At 51.2% G+C, this 13,152-nt stretch carries 16 protein-coding genes; 5 read left to right on the top strand and 11 right to left on the bottom strand.

Annotated features, from left to right (window positions below):
• Positions 1-3: 3 nt before the first annotated feature.
• From ACP158_RS06690 to ACP158_RS06660, 7 genes are all read right to left on the bottom strand, one after another.
• Entirely contained in the window at positions 4-738 is a 735-nt protein-coding gene (locus ACP158_RS06690) for an SDR family oxidoreductase (protein WP_424948167.1), read from the bottom strand.
• Positions 739-747: 9 nt separating this feature from the next.
• A complete protein-coding gene (serS, locus tag ACP158_RS06685; protein WP_424948166.1) occupies positions 748-2,031 on the bottom strand; it encodes a serine--tRNA ligase in 1,284 nt (427 codons plus the stop codon).
• A 17-nt stretch (positions 2,032-2,048) separates the two neighbouring features.
• Positions 2,049-2,423 carry a fluoride efflux transporter CrcB gene (gene crcB, locus ACP158_RS06680; RefSeq protein ID WP_424948165.1) on the bottom strand — a complete coding sequence of 125 codons (375 nt, stop codon included), beginning with the start codon at positions 2,421-2,423 and terminating at the stop codon, positions 2,049-2,051.
• Positions 2,420-3,088, bottom strand: coding sequence for an outer membrane lipoprotein chaperone LolA (lolA, locus tag ACP158_RS06675; RefSeq protein ID WP_424948164.1), 669 nt, complete (start codon positions 3,086-3,088; stop codon positions 2,420-2,422). The genes crcB and lolA overlap by 4 nt, the downstream gene beginning before the upstream one ends.
• A 37-nt stretch (positions 3,089-3,125) precedes the next feature.
• Positions 3,126-5,432: a DNA translocase FtsK gene (locus ACP158_RS06670; protein WP_424948163.1), complete on the bottom strand. Its 2,307-nt coding sequence runs from the start codon at positions 5,430-5,432 to the stop codon at positions 3,126-3,128.
• A gap of 168 nt (positions 5,433-5,600) precedes the next feature.
• The gene (locus ACP158_RS06665) at positions 5,601-6,575 is read right to left on the bottom strand and encodes an RluA family pseudouridine synthase (protein WP_424948162.1); all 975 of its coding nucleotides are present in this window, start codon (positions 6,573-6,575) and stop codon (positions 5,601-5,603) included.
• Positions 6,576-6,599: 24 nt separating this feature from the next.
• Positions 6,600-7,973: an NAD(P)/FAD-dependent oxidoreductase gene (locus ACP158_RS06660; RefSeq protein ID WP_424948161.1), complete on the bottom strand. Its 1,374-nt coding sequence runs from the start codon at positions 7,971-7,973 to the stop codon at positions 6,600-6,602.
• A 159-nt stretch (positions 7,974-8,132) separates the two neighbouring features.
• On the opposite strand from ACP158_RS06660, the gene ACP158_RS06655 reads away from it, so the two are divergent.
• Both ACP158_RS06655 and ACP158_RS06650 read left to right on the top strand, forming a co-directional pair.
• Positions 8,133-9,515 (top strand): glutamine synthetase family protein, encoded by a 1,383-nt coding sequence (locus ACP158_RS06655; RefSeq protein ID WP_424948160.1) that lies wholly within the window; start codon positions 8,133-8,135, stop codon positions 9,513-9,515.
• A gap of 53 nt (positions 9,516-9,568) precedes the next feature.
• Complete coding sequence (locus ACP158_RS06650; RefSeq protein WP_424948159.1) at positions 9,569-9,823, top strand: hypothetical protein; 255 nt, start codon at positions 9,569-9,571, stop codon at positions 9,821-9,823.
• Here ACP158_RS06650 and ACP158_RS06645 read toward each other — a convergent pair.
• Both ACP158_RS06645 and ACP158_RS06640 read right to left on the bottom strand, forming a co-directional pair.
• Complete coding sequence (locus tag ACP158_RS06645) at positions 9,779-10,045, bottom strand: hypothetical protein (RefSeq protein ID WP_424948158.1); 267 nt, start codon at positions 10,043-10,045, stop codon at positions 9,779-9,781. The two genes, ACP158_RS06650 and ACP158_RS06645, sit on opposite strands and share 45 nt — an antisense overlap.
• Positions 9,988-10,140, bottom strand: a complete 153-nt coding sequence (locus ACP158_RS06640) for a hypothetical protein (RefSeq protein WP_424948157.1) — start codon at positions 10,138-10,140, stop codon at positions 9,988-9,990. Before ACP158_RS06640 ends, ACP158_RS06645 begins: the two co-directional genes overlap by 58 nt.
• Before the next feature lie 95 nt (positions 10,141-10,235).
• Between ACP158_RS06640 and ACP158_RS06635 the strand changes: the two genes are divergently transcribed.
• On the top strand, positions 10,236-10,841 hold the full coding sequence (locus ACP158_RS06635) for a TauD/TfdA family dioxygenase (RefSeq protein WP_424948156.1): 606 nt from the start codon (positions 10,236-10,238) through the stop codon (positions 10,839-10,841).
• Between the two features lie 31 nt (positions 10,842-10,872).
• A complete protein-coding gene (locus ACP158_RS06630) occupies positions 10,873-11,463 on the top strand; it encodes a glycine-rich domain-containing protein (RefSeq protein WP_424948155.1) in 591 nt (196 codons plus the stop codon).
• A gap of 172 nt (positions 11,464-11,635) precedes the next feature.
• Here ACP158_RS06630 and ACP158_RS06625 read toward each other — a convergent pair whose 3' ends face one another.
• A complete protein-coding gene (locus ACP158_RS06625) occupies positions 11,636-11,941 on the bottom strand; it encodes a hypothetical protein (protein WP_424948154.1) in 306 nt (101 codons plus the stop codon).
• Positions 11,942-11,973: 32 nt separating this feature from the next.
• Entirely contained in the window at positions 11,974-12,108 is a 135-nt protein-coding gene (locus tag ACP158_RS06620) for a hypothetical protein (protein ID WP_424948153.1), read from the bottom strand.
• A 179-nt stretch (positions 12,109-12,287) separates the two neighbouring features.
• Between ACP158_RS06620 and ACP158_RS06615 the strand changes: the two genes are divergently transcribed.
• On the top strand, positions 12,288-13,145 hold the full coding sequence (locus ACP158_RS06615) for a DNA ligase (protein ID WP_424948414.1): 858 nt from the start codon (positions 12,288-12,290) through the stop codon (positions 13,143-13,145).
• Positions 13,146-13,152: the final 7 nt, after the last annotated feature.

Here is a 13,152-nt window from a genome sequence, read left to right as displayed (position 1 = left end):
TTATCATGATTTCTGACTTTTATTTCTAATCACGGATTTTTGTGGAGAAAGATTGATTTGGTCAATCACCGATCCGGCCGGCATATCCAAAATCGTTTTTACCGCGCTGGCAACATCATCCGCTTGCAGCGCATTGTCCCTGGATTCCCCTGGTGCAAAATCCAAATGGTCGAAGAATTCGGTATCAACCATGCCGGGATTAACGATGGCAACCCGCACGCCGCTGGCGGCGCATTCCTGCCGCAACGCCTGGACAAATCCGCTTAGCCCAAATTTCGCGGCGCAATACACCGCGCCGAATTTGCCGCCCTTGAGGCCCGATTCAGACCCGATGATGACTAAATCGCCGCGCCCGCGCTTTTTCATTATCGGTATTGCCAGTCGGGAAATCAGCATGATGCTGGTTAAGTTGGTGTCTATTTGATTTTTGATTCTGGCAACCGAGAATTCCTCCAGCGAACCAAAAACACCAAAGCCATGACACAAAACCACGCCGTCCAAGCAGGCGATATTTTTAATCGCGCGACCGACCGCATCATCCAGTGATCCGAAATCTGCCAAGTCGCATTGGATGGATTGAAAGTTTTGCCGCGGCCGGCCGGAGAAATTTTCAGCGGCAATTTTGCGCCGAGAAACAGCGACCACCTGCGCGCCGTCCTCCAACAACAACTTGACCACCGCCGCGCCGATGCCGGAACTCGCCCCGGTCACCAGAAATATTTTACCTTTGTATGGCACGCTGCCCGATTATTTGCACGCAGTAATACAAGTCAATCCGCCCATATAGGGCTGCAAAACCGCGGGGATGGCAATACCGCCGTCGGCGTTTTGATAATTTTCCAGCACCGCCACTAAGGCGCGCCCGACCGCCACACCCGAACCATTCAAGGTATGCACGAATTCCGGCTTGCCGGTTTGCGGATTGCGCCAGCGCGCTTTCATCCGCCGTGCTTGAAAGCCTTCCACATTGCTACACGATGAAATTTCCCGGTATTGCTTTTGGCTGGGAATCCACACTTCCAGGTCGTAAGTTTTCGCCGCCGCGAAACCCATATCCCCGGTGCACAGCACGATGACGCGATACGGCAATTCCAATTCCTGCAAAACGGATTCGGCGTGGCCGGTCATCAACTCCAGCGCGGCGTAGGAATCGGCGGGCTTGGCAATATGCACCAGTTCCACCTTCTCGAATTGATGCTGCCGAATCATGCCGCGGGTATCGCGCCCATACGAACCGGCTTCGCGGCGGAAGCACGGCGTATGGGCAACAAATCTCAGGGGCAGTTGTTGCGCGTCGATGATGCGATTGGCCGCCAAATTAGTCAGCGGCACTTCGGCGGTGGGAATTAAATAATAGGGCGGATCATCGCTGGTGGCGAACTGATCTTCCTCAAATTTTGGCAGTTGGCCGGTGCCGAAAAGGGCTTGGGGATTGACCAGCAAGGGCACATTAACTTCGGTATAGCCATGCTCGTTGACATGCAGGTCCAGCATAAACTGCGCCAGCGCGCGGTGCAGTCGCGCCAACTGCCCCTGCATCACCACAAACCTCGAGCCCGCAAGTTTGCTGGCGGCCTCGAAATCCATCATCCGCAAACCTTCCCCTAAATCGACATGATCCTTAATTTCAAAATCGAATTCCTTCGGCGTCCCGCAAAGCCTGATTTCGACATTATCCTGTTCATCCTGGCCCACAGGAACACTTTGATGGGCAATATTTGGAATGGCGCTAAACAGCGCGTTCAATTTTTGCTGAACGACATTCAATGCGGTTTGCTTTATTTTTAATTGCGCACCAAGATCGGCAACGGAGTCCAAAATCTGTTGCACATCCTCCCCCTTTGATTTTGCAATGCCGATCTGCCTGGATGTTTTATTGCGCTCGGCTTGGAGAGATTCTGTTTCACTTTGTAAAACCTGGCGCTCGTTCTCCAGGTTTTGATAGTGAATAATGTCCAGGGTATAGCCGCGCGCTTGCAATTTTTCCGCGGTTTTTTCGATATCCTGTTTGAATAATTGCGCGTCTAACATTTTCGTGCGGCGGTTTTTTAAGTTGCCAAACGGCCAATTCCGATGCCGACCAAGGCACCAAGAATACAGACCGCGACACTGCTGATTATATTCAACAATGCCCGGCTCCAGAGGCCAATTTGTATGAGTTGCAGCGTCTCCAGCGAGAAGGTTGAGAACGTGGTGAAGCCGCCGAGCAAGCCGACGATGAGCAGCGCGCGCAAAATTTCATTGCCATGAAACCGCTGCTGAATGATCACGAACAATATGCCGATCAATAACGAGCCGAGGGCATTGACTGACAGAGTGCCCCACGGAAAGTTTGCCGGGAATCGGGCTTGCACGGAGGTTGATAGCCAAAATCGCAAAACCGAGCCCATCGCGCCGCCCAATGCAATGACCATGATTTTCATGGCTCGCGGTGGTCAATAATATCCATGCCCGGTGGCGGAATAAAATCGAATGTGGTCATGGGGATGGGCGAATTTTCCTTTAAATCAACAAAAATTATTCGCGTGGTCTGCCCCAGATTATCCAGCAACTCCATCAACCTCAATCGATTGTCTTCAAAGCCGATGCGAATCTCCTTGAAGCCACTGTCTTCGCTGTTAGGCATTAAGTTGACCCAGTCATAACGGCCGTGCGTGCCGAAATCCTCAATGTGATAGTTTTCCTCCAGATTGCCGCTCCCGGCCAACAATATGGCAGGAGATTTACCCAGCGTTTGCTCCTGGTTGCGCACCGTAATCTGCTCAAGTTCGATGTCGTATATCCATACATTCTCGCCATCGCCCACAATCACCTGAGCCTCCGGCGGCGCATAGTCCCAGCGAAACAAGCCCGGCCGTTGTATCCACACCTGGCCTTGCCCGTCGTCAATTTCCGCCATCGACTCGTCCAACACCTTTTGTCTGAATCTCGCCTCAAAGGTATTAATTTCATTAAAGAAATAATCCAATGAATCCATTCCTGGGCCGGCGTTAGCGACGCCTATACTGGTGATGGTGATGGCGATGGCGATGCCGGTCAGTATCGGCGCCAAACAAATTATGGCGCGCTTCATCACCTTTTTCATCATTCGCCTTGCCTGAGCAATCACCTGATTAATCACTTGGTCAATTTTCCGGCGGAGGCGGCGCAAGCACTTCACGCTTGCCGTTATCCGGGGCTGAAACCACACCGCTTTGCTCCATAGTTTCAATCATTCGCGCGGCGCGGTTATAGCCCACGCGTAATGTTCGCTGCACTGCGGAAATGGATGCTTTGCGGCTTTGGGTAACGAAATTCACCGCCTCATCATACAACGGATCACTTTCGCCTTCGCCTTCTGAAAATCCTCCACCGCCGACACCTTCCGGATCTCCCTCGGTCACTGCATTCAGGTAAACCGGTTGCGCCGTTTTTTTCAATTCGCTTACGACTTTTGCCACCTCATCATCCGAGACAAAGGAGCCGTGAACCCGTTGGGTAAATCCGGAACCCGGCGGCAGAAACAACATATCCCCCTGCCCCAACAATTGCTCGGCGCCCATTTGATCCAATACCGTTCTCGAATCCACGCGCGAAGAAACCTGGAATGCAATCCGGGTCGGCACATTCGCTTTAATCAATCCAGTCACCACATCCACCGAAGGCCGTTGGGTCGCCAGGATTAAATGAATGCCCGAGGCTCTTGCGCGCTGCGCGATGCGGGTGATGATCTCTTCAATCTTCTTGCCCGCGACCATCATCAAATCGGCCAACTCGTCCACAATCACGACGACATAGGGTAACGAAACTAATACATCGGGCTGTATGCCGGGTTCAAGTTCTTGTGTGGGATCAAACAAAAGCTCTCCCGATTTGTTGGCTACGTCGACTTTCTTGTTAAAGCCGGCAATGTTTCTAACAGAAATGGCCGCCATCAGTCGAAAGCGTCTATCCATTTCTCCAATGCACCATCGCAACGCATTGGCTGCTTTATTCATATCGGTTACCACCGGCGTCAGCAGATGCGGAATACCGTCATACACCGACAGTTCCAGAAATTTTGGATCTACCATGATCATCCGCACCTGTTCCGGTGTTGACTTATAGATTAAACTTAGAATTAATGCATTGATACATACCGATTTCCCGGAGCCGGTAGTCCCGGCAATCAAGACATGCGGCATTTTAATTAAATCAGCCACCACCGCGTTACCCGCGATGTCCTTGCCAAGCACCAGCGTTAATGGGGAATTACTCTTTTCATATTCCTGGGAAGCCAGGCCTTCCACCAACCTCACCGTCTCGCGGTATTGGTTTGGGATTTCGATGCCAATCACCGTCTTGCCGGGAATATTTTCCACCACCCGCACACTGACCACAGACAATGATCGCGCCAAATCCCGGGCTAGCCCGACAATCTGGCTGGCCTTGATGCCCGGCGCCGGCTCAATTTCAAACCGGGTTATTACCGGGCCGGGTTGCACGGTCTCAACAGTGATATCGACGTTGAAGTCTTTTAGTTTTTTTATCAGCACCTGCGACATGGATTCCAGCGCCGCGCGGGAATAACCCTGGCTATTCTGGGCCGGGGCATCGAGCAAGGACAGCTCGGGCAACACGCCGGCAGACATCGGCTCAGCAAACAAACTCTCCTGCCGCTCCTTTTGTTTGCGTGCGCTTTGCACCGGAACATCGATTTTTGGTTCAATCCTTGGCGGCTTTTTCCCCGCCAAGACCGAGCGAAATTTTTTAACCGATTCCTGCCGTTCCCGCCTTGCCTGTGCGCCTTTTTTACGATCACTCGAATCGCCAACGCGCAACTTGACCCATCCCGCGAACGCAAATGCGCCATATCCAACCCGATCCATTACCTCCAACCAGGCAACACGACCGACCAAGGTGATTCCGGTAATCAGCAATCCGATCAGAATAACGGTTGCGCCAATAATGCCAAAATTTGCGACCAAGCCCTGCGCGCTGAATTGCCCGACAATGCCGCCGGCGTGAAACGTGAATGCAGGATTGTGAAGCGGAAAATAGATTTGCTCCAAGCCACAAGCGCCGATCATGGCTGCGAACAATCCCGCGATGGGCAGGAAATAGTTCCAGTCATGATTTTTTCCATGACTTTTCCCATGATTTTTTCCGTGACTTTTCCTGAAGCCACTGCCCTTATAAATCCGCCAACCGGCAATGCCCAGCAAAGCTGAAAATAGATAAGCCATGGTGCCGAAACCGGCAAACAACAAATCGGCGGTCCAGGCGCCCGCCACGCCGCCCATATTTGCAATGTCCTGACCGCTGCCGGTATGTGTTGGTCCGGGATCGGCGGGGGAATAGGTCGCCAAGGCGACCAACAAATACCCGACCACGGCAAGTAATAATATCAAGCCCACGCCGCGCAACAGCGATGTGATTTTACCTGAGATTTTTCCTGATATTTTTCCTGGCATTGTTTCTGGGATTTTTTTCTGGAATGACGAAACTCAAGCGCGGCGATCCCCGGGTGCGTTGTCTAACCTTGGCCACTTAACTAATGATTGTAACTGCAATGAATGGCAATTCTATCACTAACCCGATGGGCTAACACCACCGTAGGGTTGGCGATTGCACTCCCGCCGTCAACCCGCTAATTCATCGAGCACTGCGAGCAACCGCGCAGGCAGCGCGGCTTCCAACTCGAGGGGGTGGTCGGTTATTGGATGGCGCACTTTTAGTTTGTGGGCATGCAGAAACAGGCGACCAAGACCGAGTTTTTGCATTTTCTGGTTAAACTCATTTTTGCCATACAGGCGATCCCCGGCGATGGGATATCCACTAGCCGAGCAATGCACGCGGGCTTGATGCATGCGGCCGGTTTTGAGTTCGATTTCCACCAGCGTTGCCAAGGTTGATTGATGATACCGCCCATACCATGTGACCGGCGAAATTTTACTCATTGCCTGCTGGCCGTTGCGATCAACCACCGAGCGTTTGTCCTTTCCAGTTTCGGTCTTTCTGGTCAGACATAAATTGACCGTTTTGGTTTTTCCCCGCCACACCCCTGCCACCAACGCTAAATAATATTTGCCAACCGTTCTTTCCTCGCCGAGTTGTTGTTGCAGCGCAAGCAATGCTTTTCGGGTCTTGGCCAACATCAGGCAGCCTGAGGTCTCCCGGTCCAAACGGTGCGCCAACTCAAGAAATTCGGTTTGCAGTCGCAATTGCCGGAACGCTTCGATCAACCCATACTGTATATTGGTGCCGCCATGCACCGCCAACCCGGCTGGTTTGTCCACCACCAGAAAGTGCGGGTCCTCGAAAAGCACGGGGATGCTGTCCAGCAACTTCGGCGGCACCATCGCAGGTTGATTAACCTGAGCATAGCGAATCGGCGGGATGCGTACTTGATCCCCGGACTTTAATTTATGCGACGCTTTTATTCGCGATCCATTTACCCGCACCTCGCCGCTGCGCACCGCCTTATAGATTCTGCTCTTGGGCACGCCTTTCAAGATTTTCATCAGGAAGTTATCAATCCGCTGTCCCTGCGCCTCGGCGTTCACGGCTTGGAGTCTGGCTTTCGGCGTGGTCGCCTGTCGCTGGTTCACCGACATCTACTGCTTACAAAATGATGGCGCCTAAAAATAATCCTTCAATTTATAGTAGCCCATGGCCGCCACCAGCGTCGGCATTCGCAACAGCGCCCCGCCCGGGAAAGTTTTATGCGGCACTTTTTCAAAACAAGCGATACCCTCTCTATCTCCCAAAATTGCTTGAGCCAGTAATTTCCCCATGTATCCGCTCAGTGCCATGCCATGCCCGGAATATCCTTGCGCGAACCAACTGCGGTCATCCATCTGACCGATATGCGGCGCGCGGTTGCGGGTAATCGCCACATAGCCGCCCCAGGAAAAATCAATTTTGACGCCTTGCAGTTGCGGGAACACCCTGACCATTCTACGGCGCAGCGATTGCGTCAGTTTCACGGGCTCCAATGTGGAGTAACTGACGCGCCCGCCGAACAACATTCTGTTGTCCGCCGACAAGCGATAATAGTCCAGCACAAAATTAGTGTCGGCCACGGCCGCGCGATTGGCAATCAAGCCGAGCGCGACTTGTTCGCGCAACGGCTCGGTGGCGATGATATAAGTGCCCACGGGCATGATCTTGTTGCTGATCTTTGGCGCCAGCCCGCTTCTATTAAAACTCGTGAGATAGGCATTGCAGCCATAGACCACTTGATCGCAACTTAAGGTTCCATTGACGCGGGTTCCATTGACGCGGGCGCCATTGACGCGCTTTTCATCGGCGCGATTTCGGCGCTCGCCGGCGGCGCAATGAACGACCTTGCCGGTCGCGCTTGATTCGACTTTGACCGCGGCCGAATTTTGGAACAATCTGGCGCCGGCGTCCTGTGCCGCTTTGGCTATGCCCAGACAATAGTTCAATGGATGCAAATGGCCGCTGCCCGAATCGGACACCCCGCCCTGATACAAGTCAGAGCCAAGAAACTGCGCCAACTCGCCTTTGTCGTGGTAGGCCGCGGCCGAGTAATGGTAGGCGCGGGACAAGTGCTCGGCCCATTGCTCCAACTCCTTGGCTTGGCGCCGCTTTACCCCGACATGCAAATAACCCATGCTCAGGTCGCAGTCTATGTGGTGAGTTTTGATTAACTGTCGGGTGTATTCCACCGACTGCACCGAATGATCCCAAAGCGCTTTGGCGCTCTCCATGCCGACCAGTTTTTCCAGCACCTCCTGGCCCACCGAGAAGCCGTTGACAATTTGGCCGCCGCTACGCCCGGACGCGCCCCATCCAAAATACCGCGCCTCGACCACCGCCACATCCACGCCGCGCGTCGCCAGATGCAAGGCCGTGGAACAGCCGGTCAAGCCGCCGCCGATGATGACCACATCAGCCTTGATGTCCTGTTGCAGTTGCGGCGCATCAATGCGCAAGTTGCGGGTGTGCTCATAATAGGACGGCACGGTTTTATGGTCGTGGTTAAACATCGGCGTTCAAACAGGGCGCGGCTTTGTTATCATTAGTTCACTATAATTAGTTTGTTATCACCATTGCATGAAGCAATCGTGCATGAAGCAATCGTTTTTTAATATTGCGACCAGTATAATACAGGCTGACCCTGACCTTTCCAACAACCGCGCAACCGAATGTCCAATCACTCGCAAAAGGAAAACAAAGCCAGCGGAAAATTATCCGCTGGTCTCAGAAACTGGCTTGACCGCAATCACATCGAGGAAATCGAGGCCGTCATTCCCGACATGACCGGCATCGCAAAAGGCAAAATTCTGCCCGCGAAAAAGTATCAGGAGGATGTCGGGCTGCGGCTGCCGGAAAGCATCTTCGGTCAAACCGTTAACGGCGACTACCCGAAGGAATGGAATGTGCTGGGCGAGGAGGACGGCGATATTTTTCTCAAGCCCGACCCGGCCACGGCGCGAACCGTGCCGTTCGCCAACGAGCCGACGGCGGTGATTATTCACGACTGCTACCATTTCGATGGCAAGCCGGTGGAGGTCTCGCCGCGGCAAGTTTTGCGGCGGGTATTGAACTTATACAAAAAACAGGGCTGGGAGGCCGTGGTGGCGCCGGAAGTCGAGTTCTATTTGGTCAAGCCCAACCCCGATGCCGATTATCCTTTGGAGCCGCCGGTAGGGCGCTCCGGTCGCCCGGAATCGGGTCGGCAATCGTTTAGCATCGACGCCGTGAATGAATTCGATCCCTTGTTTGAGGAGCTTTACGACTATTGCGAGGCGCAGGAAATCGCCATCGAAACCCTGATCCATGAATCCGGGGTCGCGCAAATGGAAATCAATCTTCTGCATGGCGATGCGTTGGCATTGGCTGATCAGGTTTTTCTGTTTAAGCGCGCACTCAGAGCGGTCGCCATGCGCCATGACATATATGCCACGTTCATGGCGGCGCCGATGGAAAAGCAACCGGGCAGCGCGATGCATCTCCACCAAAGCATCGTGAGTCGCAAAGACGGCAAAAATATATTCAGCAACAGCAATGGCAACGAGAGCAGGTTGTTTCGCTGGCACATCGGCGGTCTGCAAAAATATCTGCCGGCGGCGATGGCATTGATTGCCCCCAACGTAAATTCCTACCGACGCTTGGCGCCCGATGAATTCGGCACGCCGATTAACATTGAATGGGGTTACGACAATAGAACCGCCGGGCTGCGCGTCCCGGTATCAAACTCACAAGCGCGGCGGGTTGAAAACCGTATCGCCGGCGCCGATGTCAACCCCTACCTTGCCATCGCCGCCTCGCTTGCCTGCGGTTATTTGGGGATGAGGGAGCAGATCAAACCCAAGCCGCCGATTGAGGGCGATGCGTACAGCATGGAAACCACCCTGCCGCATACATTGCGAGAAGCGGTGAGCGCATTGCTCGACTGCAAAGCCCTGCACCCCATCCTTGGCGATAAATTCGTTCGTCTGTATAGCAGCGTCAAACACCATGAATACAATATTTTCCTGAATGTTGTGAGTGCCTGGGAACGGGAGCATTTATTGCTTAACGTGTAGAAATTAACATGTGGAAATTATTATAGGTTCAAGATACTTTAAGGTATAGTGAAATGGTCATAACTAATTGTTCTATAAATGAAAACAAGCATGTCATTCGTTGCCGAATTTCCGAGAAGAAATTCAGGGCGATTCCACGGCTGTTTCGCCTTGATATCGAGGCTTGCAAAGTCACACAAATCACCGGCATCTCTGGCCCGGCGACCAGCCGATTGTATATTCAAATCAGACAACGCATCGCCGGGCAATGCGAGCGTATGTGTTCACTGATTCATTGCCCGTTTTGTTCCCTTCCAGCGGTGTTTTAGCACCGCCCTCTCGGCCGTCATTCTCGCATCGAACGGCGCGGCATCAAAGCAAAGGAGTCCGGCTGCGCCGGACGGCATATTCCACTGGATTGCCCGGCCAATAATAATATGGGCCGAGCAATGACGACTCTTATTTGTCATTCTCGCCGAAGGCGGGAATCCAGTTAAATATCTGTCACGCGTAGCGTGACTCTTTTTGGCATCCGGCTTTGCCAGACACAAACCGGCGGCTTCGCCGCAAAGGAGTCCGGCGTAGCCGGACTCCTTTGCAAGAGTGTGAGTTTCGCTTCAATATGCGCCACGAAAATAGGTGTCAATATCTGCTGAAATCTATCCGAAATCGACCGCTTAAAGTATCTTGAACCTTATTATATTTACAAGGGCTATAATTCGCTGTGATCTTATAAAATCAATGAAAGATGCGTATACAAATTTACGTGAGCATGGTTGGCTTCACTTGCGTTCCGTGGGTGCGGAAAAATTCCACGCGTTGACTACGTCTTTGGGTTCTGTGGTTCATGAAACGGATGTTGTTGTCAAACCAGACAGCGGCGGACTGGTCACTTCTGCTGAGCCCCTCGATTTTCATACCGATCATTCACTAGTTAATTATATTGCTTGGCTGTGCATACGCCCGGCTGATAAAGGAGGAGAAACCATTTTGGCGAATGCCAGAGATGCATTCTCTCTTTTGGACCCTGTTGATCAAAAAGTTCTTGAAACTGTAATGTTGAAAGAACATGCTATGTTTGAAAACGATCCGCTCCAATGTCCGCTGGTTCGGAGCACGAGTGGAGTTTTAAAATTTTATTATTCGTTTTGGTTGGTCGATAAAAAACTGTCCAGTCAACAACGCCAAGCTTTTGATTCCTTTCGTCGTGCCGTATCAGAAATTTCATGTTGTGAGTTTAAATTACGTCGTGATGATGTTTTGATCGTAAATAATTCTTATATCTTGCACGGAAGACGTGCCATTAAAGATCCACGCCGCAGGTTAAAACGGTTTTGGATTCGTTAAATTTCCACTAACTTACTGAGAGGTAAATACCATGCAAACGCAAACTGTAGTCAATAATGATTCATCAGTTGTTTCTTTCAAACCACATCCAATCCCGAAGTATGTGATGGAGATGCCCGCCCCGATCAGCGAAGAGAGAATTGCTTTTCTCATCAGCAAAGGCATTGACAAAGACATTGCTAAAACTGATTTGGAAATGGTCAAGATTAAACTTAGTGAACCAAAAGAGGGCATCGGTTGGACTACCGAACAGTGTGAAGACGCTGAAATTGAGTACAAGCGCTATTTGGTGTTGTGTCGCAAGTTTCCCCACCCGGATTACGCAATTGTTCCGAACAAAGTGATAGATACGATGTGGCATTACCATATTCTTGATACACGTGCATATTGTTTTGATTGCGACAAATTGTTCGGTGGCTACTTCCACCATTTCCCTTATTTTGGATTGCGTGGAGATGAAGATGAAAAACAATTGAAAGCGTCGTTTGAGGATACAAAAGTGTTGTATGAAAAAACTTTTGCAGAGTCGATGATTCGCGGAAGTGTTGATGGAAGCGATTGCTGGCATGATTGCCAGGATCGTTGTCATAATGAGTGTAAGAATCAATCAACGATAAAGTAGCGAATCCGACTTTTCCATAGTTGGTAGCATATATGCTAACTGCCGGGACAACGTGTTAAGCATTGCCCCGGTTTTTCGTTTTAGCCAGTTTTGATAGATGTAGCAACTGCAATAACCCCAAACACCACCGTGCCGACCACTACGATGGATGGCCCGGTGGGGGTGTCGAGTATCAGCGACATGCCGAGGCCGCCGAAATGACAGCGGCATTAACCGGACTTTTTTCCTCGTTTGCTTTTGGCATCTCAAAAGAAATCGTTGCTTTCCGATTCGCTATTGTCCCCCAATCCGTCATTCTCGCCGGCAGGCGGGGACCCAGAGTGGCGGCGCAAGCCGCGATAATAAGGAGTTCGGCTACGCCGAACGGTTTAATAACTGGATTGCCCGGCCAATAATAATAATATGGGCCGGGCAATGACGGATTATAGGTAATAGAGCACGTTTTAGTGTCACGCTTTGCGAGACAATTATTTACCATTGCCCTCTCAAAAGGACTTATTGCCTTCCGATTCACCATTGTCCCCCCAGCCCGTCATTCTCGCCGGCAGGCGGGAATCCAGTTAAAATATGTCGTCCGGCGTAGCCGGACTCCTTATGAAAGAGTGTGAGTTTCGCTTCAATATGCGCCACGAAAATGGGTGTCAATATCTGCTAAAATCTATCCGAAATCGACCGCTTAAAGTATCTTGAACCTTATTCTCTTAATTAAAACGGGTGAAGTTACCAGGCAGTTGTCTGATTAACAATGACATGGAGGCGTATTTATTATGGAAAAATCACCGGACAATACCGGCTTAACTCAAACAATCTTTAGCCAACGGCTTATCGGGTTTGATGATGTAACGCGCCATTGCGCGATACATAAATCAATCAAATTATTTTTAATTCTATTATTATTATCGCCCGCTGTTTTTGCGGATAAGCCCGATCTCTTCTTGCTTAAAACATTTGACAACAGCCAAAATGTAGTGGGTTGGGTGATGAGTGAAAAATTCGATGGCATCAGGGGGTTTTGGGATGGGCGGCAATTATTGACCAGGAACGGTAAGGCAGTGAATCCGCCCGCTTGGTTTGTGGCGGATTATCCGCCGTTTGCCATCGATGGCGAGTTGTGGACCAAGCGCGGGGATTTTGAGCATATTGTGTCCATTGTGCGCACTGAAAAACCCGACGACCGCTGGCGTCAGGTCACCCACCAAATATTTGAAGCGCCTGATCAGCCCGGCGGCTTGTTGAAAAGGCTGTCGATAGTGGATGATTATTTAGCACGCCACCGCAACACGCCGATTCGCATCATCAATCAAATACCGATAACCAAGCAACTCCAAGTCAATGTTTTTTTGCGTGAAGTCGTGGCCAAAGGCGGCGAGGGAATTGTGCTGCGCGACCCCAACACGCCCTATCAAACTGGACGGTTATCTTCTGCGTTGAAAGTCAAGCAGCATTTAGACGCCGAATGTATTGTGCGAGAAATATTGGCGGGCAAAGGCAAATACAAAAACAAAATGGGCTCGCTGTTATGTCAAATGAACAACGGGCAACGGATTAAAATCGGCACTGGCTTTAGCGATAAAGAGAGAGAAAATCCGCCCCGCATTGGCAGTGAAATCACCTTCAAATACTACGGCCTCACCCAAAAAGGCAAGCCAAAATATCCGGTGTATTTACGCATGGCTCGGTAGGGGATGG

The sequence above is a fragment of the Candidatus Spongiihabitans sp. genome, assembly GCF_965247905.1.
Taxonomy (GTDB): Bacteria; Pseudomonadota; Gammaproteobacteria; order Arenicellales; family Poriferihabitantaceae; genus Spongiihabitans.
This window is presented reverse-complemented; position numbering and strand designations above follow the sequence as displayed.

What these genes read in the sequence shown, in the direction of transcription:
- crcB (WP_424948165.1), bottom strand. Translation starts at nt 2,423, where the DNA reads ATGAAAATCATGGTCATTGCATTGGGCGGCGCGATGGGCTCGGTTTTG.
- lolA (WP_424948164.1), bottom strand. Translation starts at nt 3,088, where the DNA reads ATGATGAAAAAGGTGATGAAGCGCGCCATAATTTGTTTGGCGCCGATA.
- ACP158_RS06650 (WP_424948159.1), top strand. Translation starts at nt 9,569, where the DNA reads ATGGTCATAACTAATTGTTCTATAAATGAAAACAAGCATGTCATTCGT.
- ACP158_RS06660 (WP_424948161.1), bottom strand. Translation starts at nt 7,973, where the DNA reads ATGTTTAACCACGACCATAAAACCGTGCCGTCCTATTATGAGCACACC.
- ACP158_RS06625 (WP_424948154.1), bottom strand. Translation starts at nt 11,941, where the DNA reads ATGGTAAATAATTGTCTCGCAAAGCGTGACACTAAAACGTGCTCTATT.
- ACP158_RS06635 (WP_424948156.1), top strand. Translation starts at nt 10,236, where the DNA reads ATGAAAGATGCGTATACAAATTTACGTGAGCATGGTTGGCTTCACTTG.
- serS (WP_424948166.1), bottom strand. Translation starts at nt 2,031, where the DNA reads ATGTTAGACGCGCAATTATTCAAACAGGATATCGAAAAAACCGCGGAA.
- ACP158_RS06655 (WP_424948160.1), top strand. Translation starts at nt 8,133, where the DNA reads ATGTCCAATCACTCGCAAAAGGAAAACAAAGCCAGCGGAAAATTATCC.
- ACP158_RS06670 (WP_424948163.1), bottom strand. Translation starts at nt 5,432, where the DNA reads ATGCCAGGAAAAATATCAGGAAAAATCTCAGGTAAAATCACATCGCTG.
- ACP158_RS06630 (WP_424948155.1), top strand. Translation starts at nt 10,873, where the DNA reads ATGCAAACGCAAACTGTAGTCAATAATGATTCATCAGTTGTTTCTTTC.
- ACP158_RS06665 (WP_424948162.1), bottom strand. Translation starts at nt 6,575, where the DNA reads ATGTCGGTGAACCAGCGACAGGCGACCACGCCGAAAGCCAGACTCCAA.